Here is a 24879-nt window from a genome sequence, read left to right on the forward strand (position 1 = left end):
AATATATCCTCAAGTTTTATGAAATATATAATTCAAGAAGATTAAATTTTAATATGTTAACGACTTTTTGCGATACATCTTTCTTACTAGATTTTATTCTTTTTCCATTGGATAGAATTTTCAATCAAGAAATTTCTAATTCGAATAAGACTAAAAATGATTTTGAACCAATACTAAAAAAATATTGGTCTTCGAAAAATCGAATTCATAAACTGGACAATATTATAAGAAAAATCTACAATCATGAAACTCAAACCAATCTGGTTTATAGTCCTTTAATAACATTAGAATGTATTGAAAAATTAGTTGAATTCAATTTTAAGAATCTTGCTATTAAATATGGTTCTCTTGAACGAATACAAAAATCTGGAAAAAAGGAAATCGGTAAAGTACTAAAAAGAATAAGTGATGATTTAGATAAAGTTCAGAGTACTAAAAAATCGACTAACTTGATTGATATAGAATTTTTAGCCTATAATATATTTGAAACTGGATATGGAAATTCAGATATAGGACTTAGTTTATATGGAATTTACCCTAGAGATATTGAAAATATGTCTATTAAACATGAAAGCGATGAATTTGAAATTATGGTAAAACTCAGTAATTACCAGATTGGAGCTGCTGATATAATGCATTTAAAAATGGCTAAACATCTAGGTTGTAAAAATTTTCTAACTTTTGATACAGACTTTATTAGAGCAAAAGAAGAAATAAAAGAAATGTTTGATCTTAATATTTTATATGAGATTAAAGAGATAGAAAAAAGTATATAAAAATCCCAGCTCTTCAAAATTCCCAACCTCATAGTTCCATAAAACCATAATCAAGAAAATGAAAATATCATTTACAAACTATAAAGACAATGATAAAACCGAGGTGTTGGAAATGATGACTTCATTTAACAAAATGGAGGGATATGAATTTGATCCAATAGGTAGAGAAAAGAACCTACTAGAATTTACTTCAAACGAATCTTTGGGGAGACTCTATGTAATCAAACTCCAACAACAAACCATTGGATATCTTGTGCTGGCATTTGGTTTTAGTTTTGAGTACAAAGGGCGAGATGCGTTTATAGATGAGTTCTATATAAAACCAGCATATAGAAATAAAGGAATTGGCGGCTCAACACTAGATTTTATAGCCTCAGAATCCAAAAAACTAGGTATACAAGCCCTACATCTAGAAGTAGAACCTCATAATGTACACGCTAACAAACTGTATCTAAGCAAAGGCTATCGCTCCAACAATCGAAAACTGATGACTAAAACAATATAAACTGTCATCAATAACTTCAAATAACTAGCAATCCTTGTGGAAGAAAAACTTAAAAACAGGGTAACATTTTGCTCTTCCAAGACACATATATATAACGTTGTACATCATAACCCAACAATACCGAAAATTCCGTATTTTTAAAACATAAACAAACATGAAATGAGCTTCAAAGCTACTCTTTATATCTTTGAAAAAGAATACCCTCTATTGGATTTAGATTATAACCTAATTCAAAATACCGATGATACGGGTCGTCCAAATAGTAGAGTACATGGTGGGAAAATTAATGTTTCTGTCCAAGCAACAAAGGATGATTCTGGAATTGAAGAAACAATGATTTCGGCAACTCAAATGGTAGAAGGGAAAATTGTAGTTTATAAAAGAGATGGTATGCAAAAAGACTTTGAAATCAAATTTGCAAATACCTACCTTTCATTTCTAAAATACCGTTTTAATCATCAGAGTACAGATAATCTTGTTATGGATATCACTTTTAGTGCTTTGATTATGGAAATTAGAAATTCCATTTATGAATCTCCTGTAAACCCTAATAACCCCTTTAGTCAAGAAAACATTCCCGTAACGGTTAAGGAAACTCCTCAAACAACAATTACCAGAATAGTTTGGATGAATGCTGATGACCAAGAAGAAGGGATCTCTGAAATTGGAATTACCCAAAAAGCAAGCCTGTTCGCAGAAATTAATAATCCAGAAGGTTCGACAGTTAATATTACCATAGAAAAAGAGGATGGTACTGAGTTTGAAAATGGGGAAAAACAACTTCTTTTTACAGAAACCGTTTCTCATGATGGACGGGTAGAAATCTCACCTTTCGAGATCAAAGAACAATGGGAAGAATTTAAAACTGCAGATATTGACAAGCTTATTGCAAAAGTTGAACATAATGGAGTGAGTAAAAAAAGTAATCCTTTACAAATTATTCCAAAACCTAAAGCAACACTGCACTTTAGACCACATAGTGGATGGAGTGGTGAATTTGGATTTGACTGGATGAGAATAGAAGATACAAGTATCGATGGAGATGTGGATTACGAACAAAACGTTGGTGAATATGGGACGGTATATGCAACCCAACCAGGAGCAGTATTTACTCCAAAAGATTATTCCGTTTTAGAGAATGAATACAACCCTACCAATATTAATAATAGAAAAGATGCAGCAGGAAATCCTATACAATATTATACACCTTGGTTAACTATTTATAGAAAACCTAATGCCGTCAATGCACCTTATGCCGAATTAGAATTATTGACGGAAGTAGATGTGCAGCCCGATGAACTTTATATTGAATTTCCTAAAAAGCATTTTGATATTACTGGAGCAATTGATGATCCTAATGATGCGACCTTAAAGCATTATAAATTAGGTGCAGCAATGATGGGAGTAACTAGCACAGGAAATCCAAACAAAACAACCATACAACTACAATGTATTCATACACTTTCCAAAGACGAAACTATTAAAGTTTGGGCAGCAAAGAAAAAAACGAATGGAACATTAGATGCTCCTGTACTTTCTGGAATGCTAAAAGTTAGAGCTAATAATAAAATTAATAGACGAGTTAGCAAAATTGTATTTGTGAATGTGATTACAAATATCAATGGTTTGAGAAACCCAGTTAATGGAATTATAGCTGCAAATACAACATCTCAAGAGAATTATTTGTCTCCTTTCCTAAAACAGGCATTGATAAGATCAGATGTAGAAAATGAAAATTTAGATTTATTTGATGCTTCTTTACCAGAGGTACAAACTTTAAATACAGATTATACGCTAGCTCGTGGGAGGAATAAAATTTTTAATAAATATAGTAATAGTGGAGGAACCAGTTTGGTGAATTTTTTAACACAAAAATTTAACGCCAAACCTGCATTTGCAAAATATGCAAATTATTACAAAGTTTTCTTTTTAGGAGAAGCTGGTGGTCGTATGAATGGAAGGAATATAGTGGGACTTGGAGGGCATGCAAATGGAATCCCATCTAAAGAATGTGTTATGTATGCTAACCCGATGCCCTTTTTTGTGGCACATGAATTGATGCATTGTATGGGATTATATCATAGTTTTGATAATAATGGAACGTATACCTTTAAGATAGGTCAAACCGAGAATATTATGGATTATTCACACGTAGCTCGCTACGCAACACCAAATGGAACTTTAACCCAGATCAGTACTTGGAAATGGCAATGGGAAATCTTAAAAAACAGTAATGAAAACGAGACTTGATGATGAGAGCACTTATTATTTTATTTTTAGCATTCTGTTTTACAAACTGTAACTCACAAATACAAAAATCTAAAAAGATGCAACTTACAGATAAAGAGATCAAAGAAAGAGGTTATCAAATAAAAAAGGACGATACGATCTTTATGAAGGATGGAAAATTAGATATTACTAAACTTAAAGAAATTGGTATTTCTAGTGGTAGCAGTGAACCAGCTTATTATCAATATGAAGGTTATTTAAATGATACATATGTTTACATATCTGGTAATACAAAAAATGGATTTGGGAAGAACATAAAATTTAAAAAAGATGATTCATTTAGATACGGTTTTAGTTACTTCCCGTCAGGTGAATTAAAAGGATATGGGATTGAATATTCTAACTTTTTTAAAAAGGGTATTTGGTATGATTACGATATTAAAGGAGCCATAGAAAAATATGAAAATTATGATGCTCCTTATGAATTCAGTTGGGAAGATGTGAAACAATTTCTTAAAGAACAAGATATTAAGGGAAATCAGATTCAAAATATTTTTAGAGGAGAACTCAATGGAGTTCACGGTTGGGAAATCATATATAAACCAGAAGAGTTTTTAAAAACCGATAATGTAAAAGTGTTGACCTTAGATCCAAAAACTGGTAAAATCGTAAAAACTGAAATTAGAGACGTATCGAGACAATTGGATTAATCACATTTTGACATCAAAATTATTCGTACAATGAAGAAAAATAGTATCGAAATTAGGCTTTTACCTAAAATTTATTTGTCTTCGATACATCTCGCCTTCGGCGGACACGCTGACTGACGTAAATTTTCTTACGTCGAATTCACATTAAATAGGAGAATTTGCGTTTCTTTAGAGAGCATATGCAAAATAAGTACAAATAAAACAACATATTATACCTATATATCCATAGACTGATATCATCCTGTGGTATCTGCAAGCTAATATGAATCCTATTTCAGACTTAATTGATAAAATAAACAACCAAAAGCTTTGGGATAGAGAAATAGTATTAGAACGCAATGAATACTTAAAGGTAAAGGGTACTATCGATACTAATATTTATTTAATAAAAAGTGGAAGTTTACGAATATTTGTAATTGATGAATATGAAGAACATACCATAAGATTTGGGTATAAAAATAACTTAATAGCATCTTTAGATTCTTTCTTAAATGAACAACCTTCAGATTTTTATATACAAGCATTAAAAAAGACGAATGTTAATGTCATCAGTAAAAAAAAGTATATATCCTTTATCGAATCATCACCCGAGAATAAAGAACTATGGCTTTCCGTTTTAGAAAATTTTGTATTACAGCAAATGGAAAGAGAAAGAGATATTCTAACATCATCTCCTGTGGAACGCTATAAGAGAGTTTTAAAACGAAGTCCACAACTTTTTCAAGAGATACCTAATAAATATATTGCTTCGTATTTAAGAATGACACCAGAAACACTTTCTAGAATTAAAAAATCTTAATTTCAATCAATTTTTTTTAAAAAATCTCTGTTGACATTTGTAATAAAATAAAGGTAATGGCAATAGCGACTAAAAAATTATTACAAGACTTATTAGAAATTACACGAGCGAACCTAAACGGTGCAGAACAATTAAAAAAGGAATCTATCACTTCGTTAAATTGGAAGCCAGCTGCAGAAAGTTGGAGTGCTTTAGAATGTATCGAACATCTAAATAGATATGGAGATTTTTATATTCCAGAAATCACTGTCAAAATACAAACTTCTACACACAAGCCTTCTGAAATTTTTAAAAGTAATTGGCTGGGTACATATTTTAGCAAGTCCGTTTCTTATAATGAGAATATAAAGAAAATGAAAACCTTTCCATCTATGAACCCTCTACACTCAGAATTAGATCTTCAAACCATAGACAAGTTTATAGATCAACAACATCAGATACTAGCACTTTTAGATCAGTCTAAAGATATAAATCTTGACAAAACGAAAACTGCAATTTCAATTTCACGATTCATCAAATTAAGATTAGGAGATACGTTTAGAGTGGTCATATACCATAATCAAAGGCATATAAAGCAAGCAGAAAAGGCAATAAAAATGTCGATAGGTAAGAAGTTGCATGTTTAATTACTGCAGCGCTACGAAGTTTGTTTCCTAAAAACTGTAAAAAAGGAAATAAAGGCTATCATTCCAACGATAGCAAACTTTTAACTAAAAAAATAAATTACGTTAATTTTTAGCAAAAACCAGCAACATATCGATGCTGGTTTTTTGTATGTAGGGGAATTTGTGTTTCTTTAGTGAGTAAGTAGACTTACAATATAATACAGTAAGAATAAAACGATAGCTTGGTATATACTCAACCTTGCAGTGCATAGCACTAAAAAATAAAATGATGAAAAAAAGCATAGTTACTTTCAGTTTCCTATTCTGCCTAATGAGCATTTCTTTTTATGGACAAAACAAAAAGGATTCTCTAGAAATCAAGCAAGTGGCATTAGATTATATTGAAGCTCAGCATAATGTAAAACCTGAGCAATTCGAACAAGCTGCGCATCCGAGAATGGTAAAAAGAACTTTTTGGACGAATAAAAAAACGGGAAAGGAATATTTAAGAGAAACTTTCACTGATGCCATGATTCTACTAGCAGAAACCTATAATCAGGATAAAGATAAGTTCCCCGAAAATCCTAAAAAGGAAGTTATTATTCTGGATATTTATGACAAAGTAGCTTCTGTAAAACTCATAGCAGATGATTGGATAGACTATATGCACATTGTAAAACTCAATGGCAAATGGCAATTGGTAAATGTGTTGTGGCAGTTTAATGACGCTAAAAAACACTAAAATATACAATCCGACCTTACGTTATTCCGAAAGGTTAGCAATCAATACGCAGTTTTTGCCTAAATCTGGGTAACATTTTCCTTCTTCAGGATATACATATACAACCTTGTAAAATATTTAAAACCAACTTTATGAAAAAAATTCTAGTATTAGGATTAGTTTTAATTTCAAGTATCTCATTAGCGCAAAGTGATGTAAAAATGAAATCTGACTATTCATCCGATAATCCCGAAATAAGAGATATTTTAGAATTTGAAGGAATTGAGTATTTAAAGTTGCGTTTTACAGGAAAAGACATTGAAAATTGGGGTAAAGAATTTGGAATAAAACATTATCTCGTTTTTGAAATGATATTTGAATAAAAAGCAATCACAGCGCTGTATGAATGCAATTGTGACAGATTAGACTACGTCCGAATCCGCTCAGAATTGCAAATGTCATTGCTTAACCGAAAAATATTAACATAAAATCAGTAACTGACAGTTATACGAAACCGTTATGTTTAACTTACAATATAAACCAACATTGAATTTATTAATTATGATAAAACCTACGTACTCTAATATTATTCCCAAATATTTAGTATTACTAACCTTGTTATCAATGATGTCTTGCGAAAAAGAAATACCTAACGTCGAAATAGTTGAGAACCCAGAAATCTTGTTTAACGATGAAATATCAGCTTTTCAAACAACTCTTTTTAGTCATAAAATTGGAGATACAATTAGTGTGTTTGATAAAAAAAGATTGCAAAATTTAGATTCACTTCCGTTAACATATAAAATTATATCATACAAAAAAGGCTATAATTTTATAATCAATTATGGACAAATACAGTCATTTCGTTTAAATCAAGAAGGATTGAAGGATTATAAAAATATTAAAAAAGATAGTATCGAAATAATATTTGGGAAAGCTGATGTTAAAGAAGAATTAAGAGATGCTTATGAAAATGAACTCTACGCGACGCACTTTATTTATAAAAAAAGAAATTTAATGGTTTCTTATAATGACAATAATAACGCAATAGGATATATTTCTCTAGGCGATTTGCCACGACCAGAGTTATTAAAAGAGGATATGAACTCCCAAGAAAGAATTACTCATCTTAATTTAGCTAACCAAAACTATACATCTGTTCCTGAAGAAATCAAAAACTTTTCTAATTTGAGAGCTTTAAATTTAAGTAACAATCAGCTAACAGATTTACCTAATTGGATTGGAGACTTTAAAAAACTGGAAGTTTTAGATGTAAGCACGAACAATATAAAATATTTACCTGATACTATTGGAGAATTAACTAATCTATTGGACATAGAACTTCATACTAATAAATTAAGAAGATTACCTGATTCATTCTGCAAACTCACTAATATATCCTGGTTAGCGATATACAATAATGAATTACATACGTTTCCTGATGCTATCGGAAACCTCTCAAAATTAGAAGGTATTGTGGCTACTAATAATAAGATAAAAGACTTACCAATTTCAATGGGAAAATTATCAGGATTGAAAACTGTAATATTTAAAAATAATTCACTGGAAACAATGCCTGAATCTATCAGTAAATGGATTAATATTAGTAAGTTAGACCTAAGAGAAAACCCTTTTAATGAAGCTCAAAAAGAGGAAATAAGAAGTATGTTTCCACGTAAGCATATCATGTTTAGTATGAATCCTGAACTTTTAAAGAATGTAAAAAAGGATACAATTATTAAAGATGGTGATACATACCGTTATATTAAAGGGAATTAGAAAATGATAATAGTTTTAAAAGAAACATATCACTTTTTTATACGCTAGGCTTCTTATACCAACGGTCATAAATAATTTAAACAACTTTGGGAATAACATTAAAATGACAATTGAAGAACAAGGTTTTTGGGCGGAATTTAGATTTAGGATTACTAGAAATAAAATCTTAAACGCTTATTGTGACTGGATTGAACCTAAATCATATTATTTAAATGTTCCTTCAACTATTATTGAAGGAAAAGCTGGTTTTTTGATGCCTGAAATGGAGGAATATAATTTTAAACTGATTATATCCAAAGAAATTAGTGAATTTACTAATCAGGAGTGGTTAGATTTAGCTCGATTTATTATTGATGCGGATACTATTGATTTTAATGGGAGTACTCTGACCCTTAAATTAGTCGAACAGTTATGAATATTATAAGAAGTAGCAAACCCTAACAATTCGTATATTGTATAGGTCGCTATAAGTGTAACAGGCATGCACAGACATTGGGAAACAATCTAAAATAAGTATCAAATGGCTAAAAATAAAACCTTGGAAACATCAGTAGACGTTTTTGATTTTATCGAATCCTACGTAGATAATGATCAAAAGAAAGCAGATAGCTATAAACTGATTGAGTTAATGAGTAAATGGTCTGGTTTTAAACCAAAAATGTGGGGTCCAACCATTATTGGTTTTGGTAGTTATCATTACAAATATGCAAGTGGCCACGAAGGAGATGCTCCTTTATTGGGGTTCTCGCCCAGAAAAACACAGTTTTCACTCTATGTTTATTCCAAAACAGAAAAAAGTGATGCTCTTTTAGAAGATTTAGGGAAATTTAAAATGGGAAAGGCTTGCATCTATTTTAAGAAACTAGCAGATATACATATTCCAACGGTAGAAAAACTGAGTATGGAAACCATCGCATATTTAAATGAACATCATGAATGTGCTTGCAGAAGTTAGCAATAACAAGTCAATACGATATAAAATGTAGGATGCATTCGTACTGCATGATTAATAAAGACTTTAAAAAAATATAGCCGAAGCGTTGTTGGTAATTAAAGCAAAAACATGAAGAAATCAATATTTTCGTTAATAGTTATTCTTTTATTAGTTGGTTGTGAAAATAAATCAAGAATTGAAGGATTATGGATTGTTACATCGGTAAAGGTAGGGGAAGAAAAAATGACTCCAAATGCAAGATGGACTCGTTTTAATGCTGACTTCACACAAGAATCGGGTAATGGAAGATTTCAACATTCATATGGGAGTTGGAAATTAGATAAAAAATCAAATGAGTTATCTATAGCAAACTCAAACGGATTAGAGGATTTAAATAATCCCTTTGTAATATCGATTAATGAAAATGAAATGATTTGGGAAAGAACTGAAGAAGGGCAAAACATCAAAGTCACTTTAGAACGTGCATCCAAACTTCCAGAAACATATGGTGATAAAATACTTGGGCTTTGGAAATTAGAAAAAGCAATAAGTAATGGCAATTATTTTACAGAATCGGATACAAAAGAAATGAACGATTATATATTTTTTAGATGGGATAAGCGTTTTGTTATAGCGTCTGAAAAAGGAAGAGTCAATGGAGTGTATAATGTTCATGGACATAAACCCGAAGTTGAATTAATTCCATACGGAGACCAAGTCGAAAGAGATTTTTGGAAGATTCAGTTTGACGAGAATAGTATAACGCTAACACTGTTGAATTCTGAAAAGACGGTAAAAAGAAAATTTAAAAGGATCAACAGATTTCCTAAATAAAATTAACTACAGCAATTGATATTATTCCTTACTTTTAAGCCTGTACAAAAAGGTTTTCATACGTGTCTATTAAACAAGTAAACAAACATAAAAAAGGAACAGTATGGCAAAAATTTCTGAACAGTTCAGCATGGCGTTGGTTACAGAAAGCCATGGTGTTAATCCTCTTCTCATTAGTCGTAAATCATATAGCAGCAAGCGATAATTTTCAGGATGATACCGCATATAGATTTCCTATTGAAGGTTTTCTGTTCACTATCATTTTTTCTACGCTAGTAGCCATAATAGCACATTTCAATTTTAAGTTTTATAAGAAAAAGTATTTTTCCATAAAGGTAGAGATTGCCAAAATAGTAAGGTTTATGGCCTCGAATTTGGGATATATTACAATAATTTATATTCCTGCAAATGTTACTATAGAAGCTCTTGCGGATGGAGATATACATATCTATTATATCGTAATTGGCTTACTAATTACCTTACTAATATGTTTTATTTTGATAGGTTTATGGTATGCTCAGGATATCTACGAGTTATATAAGTTGTCTCTAAAAGATGCTAAAATTACCATTGACAACGGTATAAAAATGACAAAGCTGAGTTATGAAAACATAGCTTGTTTTTACAGCGAAAACAAAATTGTATATACCGTTAAGAATGATGGGACAACCATGAATACAGATTTTACCTTAAATGAGCTCGAAGAAAAAATAAATGATCAGTTGTTTTTTAGGGCCAATAGGCAAATGATCGTTCATAAAGATACCATAGATCAAGTTGAAAAGATTGAAAACGGCAAGTTGCGTATTCTATTAAAACCCTTAATTAAAAACGATGCAATTGCAGAAATCACCATCAGTCGTTACAAACGAAAAGCATTTATGGATTGGTTTCTATAAAAGATGGCTAGAAATTATCGACTATTCAGTTGTAATTTACGACCATTCAGTAAAAACATAAGTATTTAAAGGGTTTTTCAGAGATTTTGTTCATTATTTCGTTTAGAATTTAAAATCAAAAACAATGAACAAAATGAGCTTACGACAAATAGGAATTCCATTAATTACTACAGCAATTATCTTCTTTTTATGGTTTGGACCGATTACCCTTAGTTATGTAGAGAACATCGTTATTTCGATATTAATCATTATTGCAAATTATATAGAATACCAAGGAAAACCATTTTTGGCGCTTGGGTTTCAACGAGAAAAATTTACAACCAAAAGTATATTCGTACTTGCTCCATTAGTAGCACTAGGTCTTTTTGTTTTTTATGTGTTTTTATTAGTTCCCGGAATTACAAAACTCACAGGAGCTCCTATAGACTATTCAAGTTTTAATGAATTAAAAGGAAATCTTCCAGCTTGTTTAGTGGCTTTATTGATCGTATGGGCGTCAGCAGGATTTGGAGAAGAAATTATCTTTCGCGGTTATTTTATGCGACAGTTGGTGAAATTCTTTGGCGAAAGTAAAATGAGTATACTACTTAATATTTTGCTTCTGGCTTGTTTTTTTGGATTTATGCATAGCTATCAAGGAATCACAGGACAGCTTGTTACAGGTATTGTCGGAGCAATTTTAGCAACGATATTCTACTTACGTAAATACGATTTGTGGTTCCTTGTTGCAGTACATGGTTTTTTTGATACCATAGCCTTAATTTGTATTTACTTTGGTTTATTCTAAAAAAATACAAAGGAATAGCACCTATAACTTTTTATGATCCTTGTGCATAGTGAGTGCGTTATGGGTGCTTTTTTAACTTTGTTATATATCAATTAATTCTTTACATTGAAGTCATTCAAACTTAGCACACTTTGATATATAAAGAATCTCATACACTTATACTTAATAATATAGCCAGGTTTATTGATTTAACTGAGCTGGAAAAGCAAAAATACCTCTCTTTACTTACCGAAATAGAAGTGAAAAAGAAAGAGTTTTTGATGCAGGCTGGTGATATTACGACCTATGAGTATTTCATCACCAAAGGATGTTTAAAAGTGTATACATTAGATGAAGATGGAGTGCCTCACATATCTATGTTTGCCGTAGAAGATTTTTGGACAGGTGATATGGCTAGTTTTATGACCAAAGAACCTACGCGTTATTTTATTAAAGCTACAGAGCATTCGGAATTATTAGGGATTTCTATAGCTAATTATGAATTGTTATTTCAGGAAATTCCAAAGTTCGAGAAGTTTTATCGTATCCTATACCAAAGATCGCTAGTAAGTTATATAAGACGTTCTAATCATGGTATCTCCTTAACTGCTGAAGAAAGATATATAGAGTTCAAGAAGAAATATCCACAAATCATTAATAGGATTACCCAAAAAGACTTGGCGGCGTATATTGGCATTACTCCAGAATTTATGAGTAAAATTATTTCGAAAGTCAATCGAATGTAAAAGTCTTAAACTAGTTCATTTTTTTTCATGCATTCCTGTCGGAATTTTGAAGCATGAAAAAAATAAGCATCATTACTTCGTTTTTAATAGTTTGGTTTTTAGGTGATTTACAAGCACAATTCGCACAAATCGAACTGTTTTCTGGATTTGATAAAACAGACTTTACCATATACTCCAGTTATACGATTAATGAAAGCAAAACGCTAAGCATTAATACACTTGCCTTTTTCCAGAAGTTTCATAACGAAGAAAACCAGGATTTTGATGAGATCGGTGTGCAGCCCACACTATTTTGGAATATCCATAAGAATGTTGGTATTGGTCCATCGATATATTACAACAGCTTCGCTGGGTTTTCTGAGCGTTTATCGGCATATATTACGCTCAAGAATTCGCGGTTTTTATTCGTGGCAATTCCTACCATAGCCTATTCCGAGGAAAAAGATGCTAGCTATGCCGAAGCATTTCTACAGTTCCAATACAATACACCTATAAATGATAACCTCTCACTTTGGTTAAACGGGCAGTTTGTAACCATCTGGGACAAATTTAAAACACACTCCAGAAGCTATCAGCAATTACGAGCTGGAGTATCATGGAAAGGACATCAGTTTGGTATCGGTTTCGACTTTGATCAGTATGGGGCGAATCCGAAAGAAGTAACATCTTTTGGCATGTATTATCGAAAAACTTTATAAACAATTTTAAATCTTAAACAGTATGAAAAATTTAGTAAACAAACTTTTAACAACAGATCCAAATATTGGATTTTGCATCGCACGACTCACATTAGGGGTAGTTATATTTCCGCATGGTGCACAAAAACTATTAGGACTTTTTGGAGGCTATGGATATTCGGCAACTATGGAATCCTTAACTACCCAAATGGGGTTGCCAAGTATTGTGGCTGGCTCTGTAATCATGATTGAGTTTTTTGGATCTATCTCATTACTGCTGGGAATCTGCAGTAGATTTTGGGCATTAGCGCTAGCAGGAATGTTTACAGGTATTATTGCCACAACACAACTAGAACACGGTTTTTTTATGAATTGGTTTGGCAATCAAGCCGGCGAAGGGTATGAGTATTCACTTCTAATCATTGGTCTGGCATTAAGTATTGTAATAAACGGTAGCGGAAAATGGTCCGTAGATCATCTAATCTCTAAAAAATAAGAATCATGAAAAAAATAATCACAATTGCAGGAACCAATAGTCAAAAATCTATCAACAAGAGTTTACTGTCCTATACCACCAGTTTCTTAGAAGAAGTAGAATTTATTTCCATCGATTTAAACGATTATGTCTTACCTATATATGGTGTAGATTACGAAGCAGAAAATGGTATACCTACAGCGGTTAAGAGACTCGATGAACTAATCAATCAGGCAGATGGTTTTATTATTTCTCTTGCAGAACATAATGGAGCTTATGCAGCAGTATTTAAAAATGTGATCGATTGGTTGTCTCGAGTACATATGAAGATATGGAGAGAAAAGCCCATGTTGTTAATGGCTACTTCGCCTGGCGATCGAGGTGGTATAACCGTTTTGCAATCCGCAAAAACCTATTTCCCATATCTAGGAGCTCATATTGCTGCGGATTTTTCATTGCCTAGTTTCTACGATAATTTTTTGGAAGATGAAATTGCTGATCATGAATTAAAAGAAGAATTGACTCAGAAGATACTTCTTTTTCAACAGCAATTAAGTGCTTGAAAACTGAAGTGCCATACTAAGCTGAGGACAACACCTTTCGAACTGTAAATAAGTACAATCAATCTAACCCAAAACCAGTAGATATTCATACTGGTTTTTTTATTTGTAGGAATTTGTGTTTCTTTAAAAGAACTTTCAAGATGATCACAAGATAAAAGTGAGTGTTCAGATACAGATACAATCATTAGAATTGGCTTTATTAAATGGAAATGACATTAGAATATTGGAATGAATTAGGAAAACAAACGCTATTAATTACTTCTTTATTAAGTGGTTTTTCGATTACCGTGGTAGCAAATCTATTAGTTGCTGATAAAAATGATAAACTCACCAATCGTATTTTAAAATCTGCAACACTGGCAGCGGGATGTTTTTTAGTGAGTGTTTTTGCTATGGTAAATATTGTAATGACAACCACACCAGGAGGCTATATTAAAGATGTGTCATTAAACGATTTTCAAGTTGCTAGAGTAGTGGGGATGGTAACCTTTATAATTGGACTTTTTTCTCTTACTACTATGATAGCCTTATCTGGTTGGACTAAATCCAAAAAAGTAGGCCTTTTTACTACGATCATTGGTATATTGACTTTGCTACTAATTTTTATAACCATGACACGATTTGGAAGCTAATACGCAGAAAACTGAACTCAATAAAAATTTGTTCGCTGTACAAAATATGGTTTATGAGCATTGTGATTTAGAAATTTCTGATCTTAGTGTTGAATCTGAAGGAACTGAATATGATGCTTGTAGTTTCTTGCTAAAAGGAAAGCGAGTAATTAGTAGAAGTGCAAAGATTACTCCTAAAAAAGTGGGGCAGTTTGTAACCTTTTGGAAACGAAATGAAGAAGGAATTACTGCACCTTATGAAGCCACAGATCTTTTTGATTTTTATATCGTACAAGTTACCAACAAACACAGATTAGGACAGTTTGTTTTTCCAAAACAAGAGTTGGTGAACAGGGGAATAGTAACGACTGAATCAAAAGATGGAAAAAGAGGTTTTAGAGTATATCCAATTTGGGATCACCCACAGAGCAAGCAAGCTATCAAAACTCAGCAATGGCAACTACATTATTTCTATGAGATTACCAATAAAACCGATGTACAAAAAGTAATCGAATTATACCATTTCAAATAAATCTAAAGGTTACGCGAAATAGTTCGAGGACAATCAAACATTTCTAGAGATCAATTAGAGCATATCTAGTTTTTTTATCTGGGGAAATTTGCGTTACTTTAAAGGAGGTTTGATGATTCTTGCATTGGGGAATAAAATGGAGCAAGAATATTTTTGGTGGGAGATATATACCTACTGTACAGGTAATTGATCAAATTCTAAAAGGGCATACTATGAATACTCACGCTGATAAAACACAAGAACATACATCGGTGACAGCTTCTAGCGCTAAGGAACAGAGCAGTGGAGAATCTACATTGCAGTTTGTAAATAATAAACCAGAGGCTTCGGCACAACGGAAATTGCAAACGATGGCTAATACTAGTCCAAAAGTAAAGCATACAGCTCAGTTGCAAACTATGGCTGATAATTATGCTACTAAACAACAGCAACCTGTCCAGAAAAAAGGGAACAACACTGGTTTGCCTGATAATTTAAAATCAGGAATTGAAAAGCTCTCTGGTCATTCTATGGATGATGTAAAAGTACATTACAATTCTAATAAACCAGCCGAATTAAATGCGCATGCGTATGCTCAGGGAAATAACATTCATGTAGGACCAGGGCAAGAAAAACATTTGGGTCATGAAGCTTGGCATGTTGTGCAACAAAAACAGGGTAGAGTACAACCCACAAAACAACTCAAAGGAAAAGTAAATATTAATGATGACGAAGGCTTAGAAAAAGAAGCGGATATTATGGGAGCCAAAGCCGCTCAAATGAAAAGCTTTTTACCTTCGTATCAAATTCATCCTATACAGCGTGTATCATATTATTCATCAACAGCGCAATTAGAAGAAATAGAATCTACAGCAGCTATAACAACAAATATGGCTTGGGGACTTATTAAAAGTGTTCTTGCTAAGGAAATGGCCAATGCCAAATGGACTTCAATCATAGGGCCTCTCTTACATGCTGGCGATACACTAATAGCAAGTAAAGTTTCTGTATGGACCGGATTGTCTAAACTCATTCCAGGAATAAACTATGTTATTATTGCTGCTAAAGCAGCTTTAGCTGTTTGGGATACTATTCCCGATAACATAAAAACAGGAATTCTATATGTTATGGGAATGCTCACAGCGAACGCTCCGGTTATTGGAAGATATCAAAGTCTCCAAGATCTAATTGTAAAAGGAGACCAAGGAGAAGTGCGAGAGTCTGTAGAAGGATGGGTAAATGCAGCAAAAACAGCAGTTTTTTATTTTACACAACCCCTTACCTCGTTATATCAATATTTAACAGGGTCTTCGGAAACGGAGATACCTACTCCAGAATCAAAAGATTCTGAAAGTGAAACACCCAGTAAAACTGAAACCGAAAAATTGATCAACCTAAATCTTCAGGTAATAACGCTCATGATCAATAACCTAAAATTAGGATACGATACGAAAACACCAGAACAGGAACCTGAGGAGAGTCAAACTCCAACCAAAGAACCAGAAAAGAAGGATGCCGGTTTAATAGTCGAATTTTTTGTACAGCTTCATCTTTTTAATAAAAACTTGCCAGAAAGAAAGGGTAAAACCATGGATCAGCTATTTTTTCCTTTTTCAGGGGAATTTAAATATAAAGCTGGTTCGCCAATTGTGATCAATTCCTCCGACAAAACAATATTAGGAAACACATTGGGTCCTGTAAACATTTTTCCACTCGAAGTAACAAAAAGTGGAGTGAAAAATGCTGGATTAAATATCGACAAATTAATCGTAGGAAATGGTATTGTCATACTTACTAGTGCTAAAGGAACTATTAAAAATAAGATTGTTTCTTTAAGTACAGATGCAGCGGTGAATATTGCTGGACATAGTATTAGCGGTTCTATGGATCTACAATTAAATGATGGTCATTTTAAGTCGTTATCGCTGAAAAAAGTAAATGACGAAGGGAATTATAAGCTGAAAAAATTTGAAATCGATAAGTCATTTAATGGAAGCACAGATATCGAAATAGAAAAGCTAGAGCTCCTTAAGAAAACACTATCGGCAACCAATGTAAAAGCAGTAGCTGCCGTTAGCAATAAAAAACTAACCAATTTTGACTTTACCCTAGAGGAGTTTTTAATGGATTTCTGGGGCAGTACTGTTGATATTAAGGGAGCTCATCTTTCGTATACTGGTTCGAATCCAGAGAAAAATATTGAAGAAAATATTTCGGGTGGCGCAACAGAAATTGATGCCAATATTAAAGGAGTTAACTTAAACCTTAAAGGACTTGAAATTGATAAAAAAGCCGGAAAATATGAATTTTCAAGAGGATCCGTAAAGTTCAAGGACTTTGATATTACGATAGAAAAGGCTGCTATGAAAAATGGTGGTATCGAAATTATCAAGGCTACCTTATCTGTTCCTAAATATAATATCTCAGGTTCCGTAAATAGCTTTACTTGGAATAGTGAAGGTCTTGATTTTGAATCATTACAGCTAGCGTTGCCAGGGAAAACAATTTCTCCAATAGATCAGGTACACCTTAGTAATATGAGTTTGGAAATCCTTAAAGCAGGAGGTTACAAACTAATCTTAACATCAGATGTTGAGGTATCTCCAAATGGAGGCACTAGTTTACTTGGAGCCAAAGCGGCTCAACTCACCATGTCGAGAGAAGAAATTGCTGGTACATTAGCGCAATTAGACATCAATACCTCTCTATTTAATGTGTTAATTAAAGAGGCAGAGTTTAATAAGGATCGAGTGGGAGCAAAAGAAGCTGATATCAGTTTTAAATCAAAAGAGGAAGGTACAGGATACGCTAAAATGCTTCCTTCATTTGACACAGGATTACTAGATTTTATTAATATTGATACCGGACTTAAGGTTAAAGATGCTTACTTTAATAAAGGAAAAGGCTTTTCTATAGGAAGTGTACAACCTGCACTTAAAGCTTTTACTATTAATTTATTTGGTGTTAAAGCTACTGTGGATCCAGAGGACAGATCGATTACGATCAAGTCTGATTTCACTTTTCCAGGGAATATGCCTCCAATATGGCCATTCTCTATGAGTGTTCCTTTCCCGATTTTCATCGGTGTCGCAGGACATTTTGGATTGGAGCTAAATGGAGGAGTAACATTGGATTTTGACTCCAAAATACAACGAGAAAAAGGAAAAGATAAGCCTTACAAATTCAATGCAAAGCCAGGAATCGCAGGGCAACTAAATTTAAAGATTAGTGCTGGAGCAGAATTTGGCGCAAGACTAGCAGTCGCTTTACAAGCTAATCTTTATGCACAGGCAGGATTAAAAATAAATACCAAAGCAGACCTTTCGGGAGCGGTAAAGTACACCGATGGAAAACTAGAACAAACCGATCCTCTAAAGATGTTATACGAGTTAAAAAGTATCGTTACCGCAGAAGTTGGAGGAGAATTAAAAGTCAAAGCCTTCTTATTCTATGACAAACAATTAACTAAAGTTAAATTTAAAGATTGGACATTAGGTGAATGGTCTAAATCAGGTCAATTTGGTTCTTCACCTGAAGGAGATAGAATTGAAGATAAAAACAAAGGTGAATTTGGTAGCCCCGTTACAGGACCAACAGTGGATTCTGAAATTGTAGAAGGCGAAAAAGCTAAAGAACTTCTCTTATCTACACACGAGCGTATCATCGGAAGTGGTGTTAAGAGAAAAGAATTAATTACACAACTTACTGTGGATGTGTCTAAATTAGCTTCTGAATTACTAACGAAGCAACAAAAACTTAAACGTGAATTCGACACAAGTATGAATGAATTAATGAAAATCATTCTACGAAAAGATACATTCTTTAGAAAGCACTATGAATCTCCTAATATTGAAGGATTGCTTTCTGAATTTGATTCCAAAAATAAACTTGATGAGAAAAGAGATTTTATTCGCCAAAAAGGAGGTATTCTTGATGATTATGAAGCTGAATTAAACAAAATACTTGGTTTAATGAATGATGTGGAATCAGGTTTGGATGTTGTTGGTCTAGAAAGCGGTGTAGGTAATAAAGTTGAAAATATTGAAAACCAAAAAACTAAAACTGATACTATAAAAGAGGGAATTACAGGTTTAACAGCGCTTGACATTGAATCTGAAGCCTTAAATTCTGAACTAACTAAAATGGGAGCTGATGCGTTATCTGTAGAGGTGTCTTCGAGTGTAATGACAAAAGATAAGTTTATTGAAATTTCAACAACTTCCGGTTTGCTTGGTGGTGAAAATGAAAGAAAACGTGTTAAGGAAGTGGATGATGCTTTAAAAGCCTATGATCAAGTGCGTACTAAATCTAAAGAGATACAGATGCCAATACTTGAAAACTTGCTTGAAAAAGTAAAATCGTATATTTCTGTTCGATTCTCCAGTAGAACTCAAGCAGCATTATTATTACAGTATCAAGTGGAGCAAGCGCTAGGCAAGTTAAGAAGAGGGTAGCGAAGACTTTATACCCAATAATATATAAGATGATTTTGGTATGTTCCATTTTATGTGATTTATGATTTTATAAGTATATTCAGAGAAAATAAATAACCTTCGGTAACATTTTGTCTAGTTATGATACCTATATTAAATCAAATCATAGATATGAAGACTATATTGGCATTTTTACTTGTTGTATTAGTATCTTTTAGCTGCAACAATACTACAGATATAAGGAAGACAGAAACAGAGCAAAATGAAATAGCAACTATAACTGAAGAGCAAAAACTAGCGATGGCCGCGGAAGGTAAGCAGGTTGGTAGTGCCACAATCACCACAATAGATAGTACCTTTATTGGAACAGATACATTTAGAGGGAAATTATTAGTAATTGATTTTTGGGCGACTTGGTGTTCTCCTTGTATAAAAGAAGCTCCGATGTTTAAAGAGATTGCAAAGAAGTATAAAAATGAAAATGTAACATTTATCTCTATATCCATTGATAGTAATTTCTCCAATTGGAAAGAGTATGTTACAGAAAATAATTGGGAAGGAAATAATTACTGGTATGGTAGATTTAACAAAGATTCATTCGCGTATTTAATTTACTCAAAATTTAACATGAAAGGAGAAGAAGTAGTTGGAATCAGTTTACCTAAATATGTGATCATATCTCCCGGAGGCAAGATCCTGAGTAATGCCGATTTAAGACCCAGCAAACCAGCCTTTGAAACTGAAATTAAAAAATATTTATAGTAAAAAATACATGATTAATGTGTCGATCCTAATTGTGGATCAATTCATATTCAAATTGTAACAAAATGAAATATAATATAGATACTATTAACAAATCCGAATATCAAGAAGTAGTAGAGGTGTGGGAATCATCGGTAAGAGCAACACATCACTTTTTAAAAGAAGAAGATATAGCATATTTTAAACCACTGATCTTAAATACATATTTGGATGCAGTAACGTTAAGATGTGTACGAAACGAGAATAAGAAAATAGTTGGTTTTCTGGGAGTAGCAGAACAGAATTTAGAAATGTTGTTTATTGATCCCGATTATCGCGGTAAGAAAATAGGGAAAACATTGTTAGAATATTCCATTGATCAAATGGAAGTAATTAAAGTTGATGTAAATGAACAAAATGAGCAAGCTGTTGGATTTTATAAACATCAAGGATTTGAGGTGATAAATCGTTCAGAGTTGGATGCTACCGGAAAACCATATCCGATACTTCATATGGAATTAAAAAAGTAGATAAAAAAATGTATTTATTGAGTTTCAATATTGTTAATACTTGCTCAGTTATACATAGAAATTTATGAAAACAAATCGATTCTTAGGAATACTATTTTGTGTTATGTTTTATGCTTGTGAAGCACAAAAAGATGATCGTATTGTATTCTTTCTACATAATCGTTTTTTAGAAGAGCATACATTACAAGAATCTCATCCACAATATGGAAAGGTAGCGTATAAAGAGATTTTAGACACCTTCAAAAGGAGCGGATTCAAAGTGATCAGCGAACAAAGAAACGGAAATGTAAATGCACGTACGTATGCGATTGGAGTCGTTAATCAAATCGATAGTTTACTACAAAATGGAGTAGCACCTGATAAAATAACAGTTGTTGGTACTTCCAAAGGTGGTTATATTGCACAATATGTGTCTACTCTAGCCAATAATCAAGACCTGAACTTTGTATTTGTAGCAAGTTTTCGGGATAGTGATATCGAGCAAATACCAGAAATTAATTATTGCGGAAATATTTTAACTATTTACGAAAAGTCGGATTCTTTTGGTGTTTCTGCAAGTAGACGAAAAGAAAACTCCACCTGTACGATCAAGAATTTTAAGGAAATTGAATTAAATACAGGAATGGGGCATGGATTTTTATTCAAACCTTTACAAGAATGGATAGCCCCTACGATTCAATGGGCAAAAGGAAATTATAAATGAAATAAGCAATCACTTGTAAGAGTATTAAAATCATAATTTATAAAAAAGATTCTTTTTTATGTTAACCTTTTTAAAAGTAGAAAGATTAATAGGAAAACACTTTTAAATATTAAATTATGAAAACTTTAAAAAAGCTATTTTATTTTTCGTTTATAATCTCTTTATCACTGTTTGTTTCTTGTGAAGGAGAAGATGGTATGGACGGATTAAACGGGGAACAAGGAATACAAGGAGAACCTGGACAAGACGGAAATGCAAATGTAATAGGTGTAACAGTAGATCCTTTTCCTTCATGGACATCAGGATCTTACTTGGGTCAGGAAGCAAATTTTGTAGAAATTACAGAAACTTCATTAACAGAAGCAGTTATTGACGATGCTTTAGTTTTAGTTTATTTCCAACTTTTTGGTGATAATGTTTGGTATCCTATGACGTATGCATTTCCATTTGATAGTGGTAATGAAGAAGTAATCACCTATACCTATGAACCAGATTTGGTTACCATTTATGCTCTTTCCACTACCGGTCCATTAAATGCTAGTATTTCAAAAGTTCGTTATTTCATTATTCCAACAAGTGATGCGACTGCGCGAAGTGCTTCTACTAGAGAGATGAAAGTACAGCAATTATGGGATAAAGGGATTGATATTAATAGCTACGAAGAAGTAGCAAATTATCTTAATCAATAATAAATCATTAGTAATACAAATATTTATAAAAACCGAGATGTTCATAAACATTTCGGTTTTTTCTATAACAAGAATTTGTTCATCTGCTTTAAATAATGGAAAATGTAACATTTTATTCAAAGTGTTATAGGATTCAATTATTCCTATGTCTAAAAAATATACAAGATTCGAAATTTTGTATACGAAAGTAACATGCTGTGGCACTTAACTTTGCAGTATTCTTTTAATAAAATATTAAAAAAATGAGTACAGAAGAGTTTGGTAAAAAAGGGTGGACTCCTAATAGGATTAAAGATGTAAGCGGACGAACATATGTAATCACGGGTACTACAAGTGGTACTGGTTTTGAAGCGGCGAAAATATTGTTGTCAAAAGGAGCGAAAGTAGTGATGCTTAATCGAAATCCTAAAAAATCAGAAGATACCATTTCAACATTAAAGACAGCATTAGGAAGTCATATAGATGTAATAAATATCCGCATGGATTTGGTAGAACAAGCTTCTGTAAAGGATGCAGCAGCAGAAGTATTAAATACAGTTCCGCGTATTGATGCTTTACTTTGTAATGCAGCCATTGCTCAGGTACCACAACAAAAGCTGACCGTTGATGGTTTCGAAAGTCAATTGGGAGTGAATCATTATGGAAACTTTTTGCTACAAGCCCTTTTATACCCGAGAATAGAAGAATCGAAAGGTCGTATTGTTGTTGTGGGTAGTATGGGATATAATATGGGTATTAAAACCATACAATTTGATGATATGAATTGGGATAAAAATTACAGTCCTAATAGCGTATATAGTCAGAGTAAATTGGCGCAGATTATGTGTGTGTATGAATTACAAGATCGACTAAAAGAAGCTGGGAAAACAGATGTTAAATCATATGCTTGTCATCCAGGTGCTTCTAGAACTTCACTCATAAAAACAAGTGGAGGTCTCATGACAAGATTTATTTGGCAATTGATGAAGCTTTCACCATTTGTACAATCTGCAGAAAGAGGCGCCTATCCGCAATTGATGTGTGCTACAGAACCTGATTTAGATCAAAGTGGTTTTTATGGCCCTACTGGAAGAGGTTATTGGACAGGTCCCGTTGGAGCATGTAATCTAGAACCTCACGCAAAAGATAAAGTAGTGGCTGACAAGCTATGGGAAGTCTCAGAAAAAGCAATTAATTTTAAGTGGAATTTTTAAATTTAAAGATATGGAAATTTTGAAAGCAGCAATGAATTGGGCAAAAGCTGAAGTTTTTTCATCAGTATTTTTTATTCTATTCGGAGTGATATTTTTATGTGCTACCATTGGTTTCTGGCAATTAGGAAAAACCGAATTCTCAAAAGCTTTTATTATACCAACGTTGATAGCTGGTACATTGCTTTTAATTATTGGATTTGGACTCGTATATTCTAATAAGTCTAGGATTGCTAATTTTCCAGATGCCTATGAAAATGACGCTTTTACCTTTGTGCAATCAGAAATTTCAAGAACTGAGAAAACCATGAAAGAGTATCAACTAATAGTTTTCAAAGTTATTCCAATAATGAGTATTGTTGCTGCTTTGTTGATTATTTTTATCGATAAACCAGGTTGGAGAGTGGGAAGTATGGTCGCAATCGCATTATTAGCTGTGGTGGTACTTATCGATAGTAACGCCAATGTCAGAATTGAAGCATATCACCAACAATTACTACAGGCCGAAAAAGAACTAAAAAATTAAAACTGGGATGCAACATTTTAAAACACTTGCGGAGTATTTAGAGTATATGGAACTTCCACGTCCAGAACATCCGATGCTGAGCGTATTGTTTGCCGATGAAGAAAGTTTTCTCCCATGCCCGAGGAAAAGTTCTGCTCCCATTACAAACGAGTGTTATACGATCAGTTTAAAGAAAATTGTAAAAGGAGATTTAAACTACGGACGAACAAAATATGATTTCACCAATGGAGCATTAATCTGCTTAGCGCCCAGACAAGTTTTACAATGGGATAGTAGTGTAGTTTTCGAACAAAAAGGTTTTTCGATAAATTTTCATGAAGATTTTATCAAAGGAACAGAATTAGTACAGCAAATAAAAAAATATGGTTTCTTTTCATATTCTGTAAATGAAGCATTACACCTTTCTCCAAAAGAAGAAAAACTCATAGAATCCATAGTCGAGAATATAGAAACCGAATATCATAATAATCAGGATGAGTTTAGTAAAGAAATCATCATTTCACAATTAAATACTCTTTTGAAATATGCTAATCGTTTCTACGAGCGACAATTTATTCATAGAAAGGAGCTGTCGAATAATCTATTAGAACAATTTAATGATCAGTTGACAGCATATTTTGAATCTGGGCGATTACAGGAAGAAGGAATTCCAAGTATCGAGCAAATAGCACAAAAATTGTCCATTTCTCAACGTTACCTTAGTGATACCTTAAAAAAAGAAACGGGTAAAACTACCACAGAGCATCTACAATTATATCTTATTGATGAAGCGAAAAATATTTTATTGAAACCGAATAAAAGTATCTCTGAAGTAGCTTATGATTTGGGATTTGAATATCCACAATATTTTTCAAGAGTATTTAAAAAGAAAGAAGGCATGAGTCCGTCGGCTTACAGAGAAAAATATAGAATGAATTAAAAAAATGA

28 protein-coding genes are annotated in these 24879 nt (G+C 32.7%); all 28 read left to right on the forward strand.

Annotation, left to right across the window (positions count from 1 at the left end):
- The first annotated feature begins 53 nt into the window (after positions 1-53).
- Positions 54-776, forward strand: a complete 723-nt coding sequence (locus ABD077_RS22660) for a PIN domain-containing protein (protein WP_343914490.1) — start codon at positions 54-56, stop codon at positions 774-776.
- Between the two features lie 58 nt (positions 777-834).
- Positions 835-1281, forward strand: coding sequence for a GNAT family N-acetyltransferase (locus ABD077_RS22665; RefSeq protein WP_343914491.1), 447 nt, complete (start codon positions 835-837; stop codon positions 1279-1281).
- A gap of 159 nt (positions 1282-1440) precedes the next feature.
- Positions 1441-3531 (forward strand): type VI secretion system tube protein TssD, encoded by a 2091-nt coding sequence (tssD, locus tag ABD077_RS22670; protein ID WP_343914492.1) that lies wholly within the window; start codon positions 1441-1443, stop codon positions 3529-3531.
- 77 nt (positions 3532-3608) lie between these two features.
- Positions 3609-4220, forward strand: a complete 612-nt coding sequence (locus tag ABD077_RS22675) for a hypothetical protein (protein ID WP_343914493.1) — start codon at positions 3609-3611, stop codon at positions 4218-4220.
- 262 nt (positions 4221-4482) lie between these two features.
- The gene (locus ABD077_RS22680; protein ID WP_343914494.1) at positions 4483-5019 is read left to right on the forward strand and encodes a Crp/Fnr family transcriptional regulator; all 537 of its coding nucleotides are present in this window, start codon (positions 4483-4485) and stop codon (positions 5017-5019) included.
- A 56-nt stretch (positions 5020-5075) separates the two neighbouring features.
- Complete coding sequence (locus ABD077_RS22685; protein WP_343914495.1) at positions 5076-5645, forward strand: DinB family protein; 570 nt, start codon at positions 5076-5078, stop codon at positions 5643-5645.
- Between the two features lie 268 nt (positions 5646-5913).
- Complete coding sequence (locus ABD077_RS22690) at positions 5914-6366, forward strand: nuclear transport factor 2 family protein (RefSeq protein WP_343914496.1); 453 nt, start codon at positions 5914-5916, stop codon at positions 6364-6366.
- A gap of 131 nt (positions 6367-6497) precedes the next feature.
- Positions 6498-6728 carry a hypothetical protein gene (locus tag ABD077_RS22695; protein ID WP_343914497.1) on the forward strand — a complete coding sequence of 77 codons (231 nt, stop codon included), beginning with the start codon at positions 6498-6500 and terminating at the stop codon, positions 6726-6728.
- Between the two features lie 178 nt (positions 6729-6906).
- The gene (locus ABD077_RS22700; protein ID WP_343914498.1) at positions 6907-8124 is read left to right on the forward strand and encodes a leucine-rich repeat domain-containing protein; all 1218 of its coding nucleotides are present in this window, start codon (positions 6907-6909) and stop codon (positions 8122-8124) included.
- 103 nt (positions 8125-8227) lie between these two features.
- A complete protein-coding gene (locus tag ABD077_RS22705) occupies positions 8228-8539 on the forward strand; it encodes a hypothetical protein (RefSeq protein WP_343914499.1) in 312 nt (103 codons plus the stop codon).
- Between the two features lie 105 nt (positions 8540-8644).
- On the forward strand, positions 8645-9079 hold the full coding sequence (locus tag ABD077_RS22710; protein WP_343914500.1) for a DUF1801 domain-containing protein: 435 nt from the start codon (positions 8645-8647) through the stop codon (positions 9077-9079).
- A gap of 108 nt (positions 9080-9187) precedes the next feature.
- Positions 9188-9892, forward strand: a complete 705-nt coding sequence (locus tag ABD077_RS22715; RefSeq protein WP_343914501.1) for a hypothetical protein — start codon at positions 9188-9190, stop codon at positions 9890-9892.
- A gap of 62 nt (positions 9893-9954) precedes the next feature.
- Positions 9955-10791, forward strand: coding sequence for a LytR/AlgR family response regulator transcription factor (locus ABD077_RS22720; RefSeq protein ID WP_343914502.1), 837 nt, complete (start codon positions 9955-9957; stop codon positions 10789-10791).
- A 133-nt stretch (positions 10792-10924) separates the two neighbouring features.
- Positions 10925-11578, forward strand: coding sequence for a CPBP family intramembrane glutamic endopeptidase (locus ABD077_RS22725; RefSeq protein WP_343914503.1), 654 nt, complete (start codon positions 10925-10927; stop codon positions 11576-11578).
- A gap of 131 nt (positions 11579-11709) precedes the next feature.
- Positions 11710-12303, forward strand: coding sequence for a Crp/Fnr family transcriptional regulator (locus tag ABD077_RS22730; protein WP_343914504.1), 594 nt, complete (start codon positions 11710-11712; stop codon positions 12301-12303).
- Positions 12304-12356: 53 nt separating this feature from the next.
- Complete coding sequence (locus tag ABD077_RS22735; RefSeq protein ID WP_343914505.1) at positions 12357-13001, forward strand: hypothetical protein; 645 nt, start codon at positions 12357-12359, stop codon at positions 12999-13001.
- A 22-nt stretch (positions 13002-13023) separates the two neighbouring features.
- Positions 13024-13476: a DoxX family protein gene (locus ABD077_RS22740; RefSeq protein WP_343914506.1), complete on the forward strand. Its 453-nt coding sequence runs from the start codon at positions 13024-13026 to the stop codon at positions 13474-13476.
- 5 nt (positions 13477-13481) lie between these two features.
- On the forward strand, positions 13482-14018 hold the full coding sequence (locus ABD077_RS22745) for an NADPH-dependent FMN reductase (RefSeq protein ID WP_343914507.1): 537 nt from the start codon (positions 13482-13484) through the stop codon (positions 14016-14018).
- Between the two features lie 203 nt (positions 14019-14221).
- Positions 14222-14650: a hypothetical protein gene (locus ABD077_RS22750; RefSeq protein ID WP_343914508.1), complete on the forward strand. Its 429-nt coding sequence runs from the start codon at positions 14222-14224 to the stop codon at positions 14648-14650.
- Positions 14640-15161 carry a MepB family protein gene (locus ABD077_RS22755; RefSeq protein ID WP_343914509.1) on the forward strand — a complete coding sequence of 174 codons (522 nt, stop codon included), beginning with the start codon at positions 14640-14642 and terminating at the stop codon, positions 15159-15161. Before ABD077_RS22750 ends, ABD077_RS22755 begins: the two co-directional genes overlap by 11 nt.
- A 212-nt stretch (positions 15162-15373) precedes the next feature.
- Positions 15374-19594: an eCIS core domain-containing protein gene (locus tag ABD077_RS22760; protein WP_343914510.1), complete on the forward strand. Its 4221-nt coding sequence runs from the start codon at positions 15374-15376 to the stop codon at positions 19592-19594.
- Between the two features lie 150 nt (positions 19595-19744).
- On the forward strand, positions 19745-20335 hold the full coding sequence (locus ABD077_RS22765; RefSeq protein WP_343914511.1) for a TlpA family protein disulfide reductase: 591 nt from the start codon (positions 19745-19747) through the stop codon (positions 20333-20335).
- 65 nt (positions 20336-20400) lie between these two features.
- The gene (locus tag ABD077_RS22770; RefSeq protein ID WP_343914512.1) at positions 20401-20844 is read left to right on the forward strand and encodes an acetyltransferase; all 444 of its coding nucleotides are present in this window, start codon (positions 20401-20403) and stop codon (positions 20842-20844) included.
- Positions 20845-20908: 64 nt separating this feature from the next.
- Positions 20909-21547 (forward strand): alpha/beta hydrolase, encoded by a 639-nt coding sequence (locus ABD077_RS22775; protein ID WP_343914513.1) that lies wholly within the window; start codon positions 20909-20911, stop codon positions 21545-21547.
- A gap of 116 nt (positions 21548-21663) precedes the next feature.
- Positions 21664-22236 carry a hypothetical protein gene (locus tag ABD077_RS22780; RefSeq protein ID WP_343914514.1) on the forward strand — a complete coding sequence of 191 codons (573 nt, stop codon included), beginning with the start codon at positions 21664-21666 and terminating at the stop codon, positions 22234-22236.
- Between the two features lie 242 nt (positions 22237-22478).
- A complete protein-coding gene (locus ABD077_RS22785) occupies positions 22479-23429 on the forward strand; it encodes an SDR family oxidoreductase (protein ID WP_343914515.1) in 951 nt (316 codons plus the stop codon).
- A 10-nt stretch (positions 23430-23439) separates the two neighbouring features.
- On the forward strand, positions 23440-23952 hold the full coding sequence (locus ABD077_RS22790; RefSeq protein ID WP_343914516.1) for a hypothetical protein: 513 nt from the start codon (positions 23440-23442) through the stop codon (positions 23950-23952).
- 7 nt (positions 23953-23959) lie between these two features.
- A complete protein-coding gene (locus ABD077_RS22795) occupies positions 23960-24871 on the forward strand; it encodes a helix-turn-helix domain-containing protein (protein WP_343914517.1) in 912 nt (303 codons plus the stop codon).
- Positions 24872-24879 lie beyond the last annotated feature (8 nt).

The sequence above is a fragment of the Aquimarina litoralis genome, from assembly GCF_039523995.1.
Classification (GTDB): domain Bacteria; phylum Bacteroidota; class Bacteroidia; order Flavobacteriales; family Flavobacteriaceae; genus Aquimarina; species Aquimarina litoralis.

Coding starts and splice junctions, on each gene's coding strand:
- ABD077_RS22660 (WP_343914490.1), top strand. CDS start 54: ATGTTAACGACTTTTTGCGATACATCTTTCTTACTAGATTTTATTCTT.
- ABD077_RS22665 (WP_343914491.1), top strand. CDS start 835: ATGAAAATATCATTTACAAACTATAAAGACAATGATAAAACCGAGGTG.
- tssD (WP_343914492.1), top strand. CDS start 1,441: ATGAGCTTCAAAGCTACTCTTTATATCTTTGAAAAAGAATACCCTCTA.
- ABD077_RS22675 (WP_343914493.1), top strand. CDS start 3,609: ATGCAACTTACAGATAAAGAGATCAAAGAAAGAGGTTATCAAATAAAA.
- ABD077_RS22680 (WP_343914494.1), top strand. CDS start 4,483: ATGAATCCTATTTCAGACTTAATTGATAAAATAAACAACCAAAAGCTT.
- ABD077_RS22685 (WP_343914495.1), top strand. CDS start 5,076: ATGGCAATAGCGACTAAAAAATTATTACAAGACTTATTAGAAATTACA.
- ABD077_RS22690 (WP_343914496.1), top strand. CDS start 5,914: ATGAAAAAAAGCATAGTTACTTTCAGTTTCCTATTCTGCCTAATGAGC.
- ABD077_RS22695 (WP_343914497.1), top strand. CDS start 6,498: ATGAAAAAAATTCTAGTATTAGGATTAGTTTTAATTTCAAGTATCTCA.
- ABD077_RS22700 (WP_343914498.1), top strand. CDS start 6,907: ATGATAAAACCTACGTACTCTAATATTATTCCCAAATATTTAGTATTA.
- ABD077_RS22705 (WP_343914499.1), top strand. CDS start 8,228: ATGACAATTGAAGAACAAGGTTTTTGGGCGGAATTTAGATTTAGGATT.
- ABD077_RS22710 (WP_343914500.1), top strand. CDS start 8,645: ATGGCTAAAAATAAAACCTTGGAAACATCAGTAGACGTTTTTGATTTT.
- ABD077_RS22715 (WP_343914501.1), top strand. CDS start 9,188: ATGAAGAAATCAATATTTTCGTTAATAGTTATTCTTTTATTAGTTGGT.
- ABD077_RS22725 (WP_343914503.1), top strand. CDS start 10,925: ATGAGCTTACGACAAATAGGAATTCCATTAATTACTACAGCAATTATC.
- ABD077_RS22735 (WP_343914505.1), top strand. CDS start 12,357: ATGAAAAAAATAAGCATCATTACTTCGTTTTTAATAGTTTGGTTTTTA.
- ABD077_RS22740 (WP_343914506.1), top strand. CDS start 13,024: ATGAAAAATTTAGTAAACAAACTTTTAACAACAGATCCAAATATTGGA.
- ABD077_RS22745 (WP_343914507.1), top strand. CDS start 13,482: ATGAAAAAAATAATCACAATTGCAGGAACCAATAGTCAAAAATCTATC.
- ABD077_RS22750 (WP_343914508.1), top strand. CDS start 14,222: ATGGAAATGACATTAGAATATTGGAATGAATTAGGAAAACAAACGCTA.
- ABD077_RS22760 (WP_343914510.1), top strand. CDS start 15,374: ATGAATACTCACGCTGATAAAACACAAGAACATACATCGGTGACAGCT.
- ABD077_RS22765 (WP_343914511.1), top strand. CDS start 19,745: ATGAAGACTATATTGGCATTTTTACTTGTTGTATTAGTATCTTTTAGC.
- ABD077_RS22770 (WP_343914512.1), top strand. CDS start 20,401: ATGAAATATAATATAGATACTATTAACAAATCCGAATATCAAGAAGTA.
- ABD077_RS22775 (WP_343914513.1), top strand. CDS start 20,909: ATGAAAACAAATCGATTCTTAGGAATACTATTTTGTGTTATGTTTTAT.
- ABD077_RS22780 (WP_343914514.1), top strand. CDS start 21,664: ATGAAAACTTTAAAAAAGCTATTTTATTTTTCGTTTATAATCTCTTTA.
- ABD077_RS22785 (WP_343914515.1), top strand. CDS start 22,479: ATGAGTACAGAAGAGTTTGGTAAAAAAGGGTGGACTCCTAATAGGATT.
- ABD077_RS22790 (WP_343914516.1), top strand. CDS start 23,440: ATGGAAATTTTGAAAGCAGCAATGAATTGGGCAAAAGCTGAAGTTTTT.
- ABD077_RS22795 (WP_343914517.1), top strand. CDS start 23,960: ATGCAACATTTTAAAACACTTGCGGAGTATTTAGAGTATATGGAACTT.